This window comes from Methanobrevibacter sp., assembly GCF_045541095.1.
Classification (GTDB): Archaea; Methanobacteriota; Methanobacteria; order Methanobacteriales; family Methanobacteriaceae; genus Methanocatella.
In genome coordinates this window covers 1-5,645 of record NZ_JAZQIJ010000036.1, presented here as the reverse complement: position 1 = coordinate 5,645, position 5,645 = coordinate 1, and the positions used below count along the sequence as shown (strand labels likewise).

5 protein-coding genes and 1 tRNA gene are annotated in these 5,645 nt (G+C 39.1%); 3 read left to right on the top strand and 3 right to left on the bottom strand.

Features of this window, described 5'->3' with window-relative positions; genetic code table 11:
* Nucleotides 1-152 precede the first annotated feature (152 nt).
* Genes ACKI2P_RS01720 through cobK form a run of 3 tightly spaced genes read left to right on the top strand, consistent with a single transcriptional unit; the run spans nt 153 to nt 3,755 of the window.
* Entirely contained in the window at nt 153-542 is a 390-nt protein-coding gene (locus ACKI2P_RS01720; protein WP_407374522.1) for a UPF0146 family protein, read from the top strand.
* Nucleotides 543-546: 4 nt separating this feature from the next.
* Entirely contained in the window at nt 547-2,976 is a 2,430-nt protein-coding gene (locus ACKI2P_RS01715) for a calcium-translocating P-type ATPase, PMCA-type (protein WP_407374521.1), read from the top strand.
* Complete coding sequence (gene cobK, locus ACKI2P_RS01710) at nt 2,973-3,755, top strand: precorrin-6A reductase (protein ID WP_407374520.1); 783 nt, start codon at nt 2,973-2,975, stop codon at nt 3,753-3,755. Before ACKI2P_RS01715 ends, cobK begins: the two co-directional genes overlap by 4 nt.
* Before the next feature lie 20 nt (nt 3,756-3,775).
* Here cobK and ACKI2P_RS01705 read toward each other — a convergent pair.
* From ACKI2P_RS01705 to tuf, 3 genes are all read right to left on the bottom strand, one after another.
* A tRNA-Ser gene (locus tag ACKI2P_RS01705) sits at nt 3,776-3,859 on the bottom strand.
* 35 nt (nt 3,860-3,894) lie between these two features.
* Nucleotides 3,895-4,203 (bottom strand): 30S ribosomal protein S10, encoded by a 309-nt coding sequence (rpsJ, locus tag ACKI2P_RS01700; protein ID WP_042691424.1) that lies wholly within the window; start codon nt 4,201-4,203, stop codon nt 3,895-3,897.
* A 66-nt stretch (nt 4,204-4,269) separates the two neighbouring features.
* Nucleotides 4,270-5,511 (bottom strand): translation elongation factor EF-1 subunit alpha, encoded by a 1,242-nt coding sequence (gene tuf, locus ACKI2P_RS01695; RefSeq protein WP_407374519.1) that lies wholly within the window; start codon nt 5,509-5,511, stop codon nt 4,270-4,272.
* Nucleotides 5,512-5,645 lie beyond the last annotated feature (134 nt).

Here is a 5,645-nt window from a genome sequence, read left to right as displayed (position 1 = left end):
TTTACTAAATCTTTAAATTTTGCATTTAAGCGGATGAATGTGCAGACATGTCACAATATAAAACAGGTCTAAACACAAAATAATGTTGAAAATTGTTTGTCATAATACATTTATTAATAGTTTGGAAATTATAATATAAATGAGGATTATAAATGTGGCAAGATTTTATGGAATACATTTTAAAACAGGCCGGCGACGATAAGATTAAAATCGCTGAGGTCGGAGTAGGTGCATTTTCACAGATTGCAGATTCCCTTAACGAAAAGGAAAACATTACCATTATTAAAACAGATATTGCCCCTAAAGACAATACTACAATACAGGATGACATTGCAAATCCGAATCTGGATTTATACAGGGACGTTGAAATAATCTATTCCATCAGGCCACCAAGTGAACTCCAGCCGCATCTGGTGAATCTTGCCCTCAAAATAGACTCCGAACTTATAATCAAACCCCTGACAAACGAGGATTTAAATACCGGCAGGGTAAAAATGAAATTAAAAAATTACAACAAGGCCAGTTTTTACACATTAAGGTGATAAATTGAGTGACATAGCTAACCAATACGACTCATCAAAGGAAGGACTTACCGCTTCAGAAGTCCAAATAAGACATGAAAAATACGGTTTGAATAAAATTGAAGAAGCAAAACCCACTTCCGCAATTGTACTGTTCCTGTCCCAGTTTGTGGACATTCTGATAACTCTTCTGATAATAGCCGCAATAGCGTCATTTGCAATAGGGGACGTCATTGACGGATGCGTCATACTTATTGCAGTACTGCTGAACACGATAATAGGTTTTATCCAGGAGTACAGATCCCAAAAAGCAGTTGAATCCCTTAAAAGTTTTATGAGCAAGACCGCAGTTGTAAGAAGGGACTCAAAGATTCAGGAAATTAACGCCGAAGATCTGACCGTTGGAGACGTCATTATCCTCAGTGAGGGAGATAAGATTCCGGCCGATGCCGTCATCATGGAACAGAAGGACATGAGCTGTGACGAATCACACCTTACAGGGGAGGCCGAAGCAATTCTTAAAAGCAGTGAAGATAAAATATTCATGGACTCCAATGTATTATCAGGTCACTGTGAGGCTGTTGTGACTTCAATTGGAATGAACACCCAGATAGGAAAGATTGCGGAAGTCGTCCAGCAGGAAGATGAGGACACACCACTAAAGCAGAGAGTCGGGCGCCTTGGAAAAATCCTTTCAGTAATTTCAATAATAGTATGTATTGCAATATTTATTCTGGAATTTCTTTCGGGAGAAACCCTTGTTGAAACATTCATGACAGCGGTTTCACTTGCCGTTGCAGCAATTCCTGAAGGCCTGCCGGCCGTTCTGACCCTGACACTGGCATTGGGTATGAACGAAATGGCAAAATCCGATGCCGTCGTCAAAAGGCTTTTAAGCGTTGAAACACTCGGGTCATGTACAGTAATCTGCAGTGACAAGACAGGTACTTTAACCCAAAACAGGATGACCGTTGTCGAGAGCTTTTTTACAAATGAGGATAAAACATCCCTTATAGCATGCGAGTGCAACAATGCAACCCTATCCAATGATGAAATCATCGGAAACCAGACTGACGGAGCCATTCTGAAGTTTTTTGAAAACAGAAAGTATGGCCTTGAAAGGCTTGACGAGATTCCTCTCAACAGTAATCGTAAAAGAATGACTACTATACATAGACTGGACGGTGAAAAAAATATCATCCTGACAAAAGGTGCTCCAGAAATCATCATAGATGAATGCAAATACATAGATGATGATGGAAGTATTAAAAATATTACTCCTCAAATCAAGGAAATGCTACTTGGAAAGGTAGGCGACATGACAAAAAATGCCCTCAGGACAATAGCATTTGCATACAAGATTGAAGATGAAAATCCGACTGAGGAAAATCTGATATTCACCGGCCTTGTGGGACTCATTGACCCTCCTAAAAAGGATGCCAAAAAGGCAATTGAAGACTGTAAAAATGCAGGAATCAAAGTCGTGATGATTACAGGAGACCATGAGAAGACCGCATGCGCAATCGCAAGAAATCTTGGAATCCTCACCGACGGAGAGACAATAACCGGAGAAAAGCTTGACTCATTAAGCGATGAGGAATACCTGAAGATGGCTGAAAGAATCCAGGTTTATGCAAGGGTAAAACCGGAACAAAAAATGAGAATCGTTGAAACCCTAAAAGACCTTGGAAATATCGTTGCAATGACAGGTGACGGCGTAAACGATGCGCCTGCACTTAAAAAGGCATCAATAGGAGTGGCCATGGGTGACGGAACAGACGTTGCAAAGGAATCCTCAGACATGATACTGCAGAACAATGACTTTGCAACAATCGTAAAGGCAATAAGACAGGGACGTAAAATCTATGACAACATCAAAAGGTTCGTCAAGTTCCAGGTATCTACAAACGTCGGTGCAATTTTGACAATAGTCGGAACAAGCCTGCTTTCAATGCCTCTCCCATTCAATCCTGTACAGCTTTTATGGCTCAACATTGTAATGGACGGACCTCCTGCACAGACACTTGGAATGGAAGGCGAAGAGGAAAACGTAATGTCAAGACCTCCTGAAACAGGAGACATACTCACCAGAGCCACCCTGCTTCAAATACTTCTTACAGGCATTGTCATGGCAATAGGAACAATCGCCGTATTTGCCTATGAACTGAACACAGGAGCAGGAAAACCTAAGGCGATGACAATGGCATTCACACTCTTTGTACTCTACCAGCTGTTTAATGCATACAACAGAAAAGCAAAGTCAAAAGAGTCCAGCAAATACCTGTATATAGCAATATTACTGTCATTCATACTCCAGGTAATGATCGTATACATCCCTCAGTTACAGATCATATTCCGAACCGCTCCAATCGGACTTGTTGACTGGGCGGCAATCATAGTGATAGCTACAACAATTCTTTTAACTGAAAAAATTATTAATAAAGTGATAAAATGAAAGTTTTCCTTCTAGGCGGAACCAAGGATTCAATCAATATCATCAAGCATCTTAAAAGTAATTTTGATGCTGAAATTCTTACAACAACAACCACCGAATATGGGGCAAGACTTGCCAGGGAAGGGGGAAGCGATGAAACCATTGCACGACCTCTTTTAAAGGATGAGATAAAAAGGATATTCATTGACGGGAACTATGACATTCTCATTGATGCGACACATCCCTTCGCATCACACATCACTCAAACTTCAGTCAGCATCTCAAGGGAGCTTAAAATCCCATACATACGCTTCGAAAGACCCACCACCAACCTTGAAAACATTGACACATCACATATCCGTTACGTAAATTCATTTGACGATGCAGGAAAACTTATTGAAAAGGAATTCCCTCAAGGAAACGTGCTGCATTTTGCAGGAGCCAACACCATGAAGGACATCGTGAAATACGTTTCGGTCGACAGGTTCTATCCAAGAATTCTCAAGGTTGAAAAGTCAATCGAGAAATGTGAAGAGCTTGACATCGACCCGTCACACATCATACCCATGACAGGGGCTGCAACAAAAGCGGAAAACATAGAACTGATTGAAAAGTACTCTGCAAAAGTAATCATCACCAAGGAAAGCGGAGAAATCGGCGGAGTAATTGAAAAAATAGAAGCTGCAAGCGATAAGGATGTTGCGGTTGTAATGATACAGCGGCCTAAAATCGAAATGTTAAAAAAATCAGACATCGTTAACGATTTAAAAGAGCTGTCAGAAAAAATAAAAAGTTTTTAAAAAAATAGATATATAAAAAACGCCGAGACTGGGATTTGAACCCAGGCGAGGGAAACCTCACAGGATTTCAAGTCCTGCGCCTTACCAGACTAGACTATCTCGGCATATGAAAAGGAATATTTAGAAGGATTCTAAATATTTATCCTTTAAGTTCAATTTCAATACTTACATTATCAGGAACGTTGACTTTCATAACTTGTCTCATTGCACGTTCATCAGCTCCAATACCGATTAAACGTTTGTGGATTCTGAGTTCCCATTTTTCCCAAGAAGCTTTACCTTCTCCATCTGGAGATTTTCTTGTTGGTACTACTAATTTTTTAGTAGGAAGTGGGATAGGACCGGACAAGTCAACACCAGTTCTTTCAGCAATTTTTTTGAGTTGATCACAAACATATGCTAATTTTTCTGGGTCGGTTCCAGTAAGCTTAATTCTTGCTTGATTCATTTATTATCCTCCAAAAAAACAAAAGAAAGAAAGTAAAAAATTACTTTCTAATTATTGTTTACAAACTTATTTTGCTGGGGTAACGTTAAGACATAAACCTGCAGCAACAGTTTGACCCATATCTCTGATAGCAAATCTACCCATTTGTGGGATTTCTTTTGCGTTTTCGAGACACATTGGTTTAGTAGGTTTAATTTTAACAATAGCTGCGTTACCGGTTTTTAAGAAGTCAGGGTTTTCTTCGTCAACAGCACCAGTAGCAGGGTTTAATTTTTTGGATAATTCTAAGAAAGTACATGCTACTTGAGAAGTGTGACAGTGGAATACAGGAGTGTATCCAACGGTAATTACACCAGGGTGTTGTAAAACAACAATTTGTGCGTCGAATTCTTTAGCAACAGTAGGTGCGTTGTCGGTGTGACCTGCAACGTCTCCTCTTCTGATATCGTTTTTACCTACACCTCTTACGTTGAATCCGATGTTGTCACCAGGTTCAGCAACTTCAAATTGTTCGTGGTGCATTTCGATAGATTTAACTTCTCCGGAAGCTCCAGCTGGTTCAAAGATAACGTTTTCACCTTTTTTCATTACACCAGTTTCAACTCTTCCTACAGGAACGGTTCCTACACCAGTAATGGAGTAAACGTCTTGAATAGGAATTCTTAAAGGTAAGTTGGTTGGTTTATCAGGAGCAGTTAAAGCGTCTAAAGCGTCAATTAAAGTAGGTCCTTTGTACCAGGAAGTGTTGGAAGATGCTTCAGTAATGTTGTCCCCTTGGAATGCAGATAATGGGATGAAAGGTACGTCAGCAGGGTTGAAACCTACGGTTTTGATTAAGTTTGATACTTCTTCTTTTAATTCGTTGTATTTGTCTTCGGAGTAATCAACTAAATCCATTTTGTTGATACCGATGATTAATTGGTTAATACCTAAAGTTTTGGATAAGAACACGTGTTCTTTGGTTTGAGGCATTACACCGTCGTCAGCTGCTACTACTAAAACACCAGCGTCTGCTTGGGAAGCACCAGTGATCATGTTTTTAACGAAGTCTCTGTGTCCTGGGCAGTCTACTACAGTGTAGTCGTATTTTTTAGTGGAGAATTTTTGGTGAGCTAAGTCAATAGTTACTCCTCTTTCTTGTTCTTCTTTAGTAGTGTCCATAATAAATCTGAATTTGTCTTCACCGGAAGCTAATTGTTGTTCATTGATGGTACCAGCTTTTACTAATAAGTTTCCAACTAAAGTGGATTTTCCGTGGTCAACGTGTCCAATAAATGCTAAGTTAAGATGTTCTTTTTCTTTTGCCATTGTATAACCTCTTTTCTAATAATTAACATTACTATTTAATAAGCTTAAATGTTAGCTTAATAAAATATATTATTTCTCAACATATAAAAAGATTTGTTTTTTTGATAATATTTTTGATAAAAATATAAAAAATT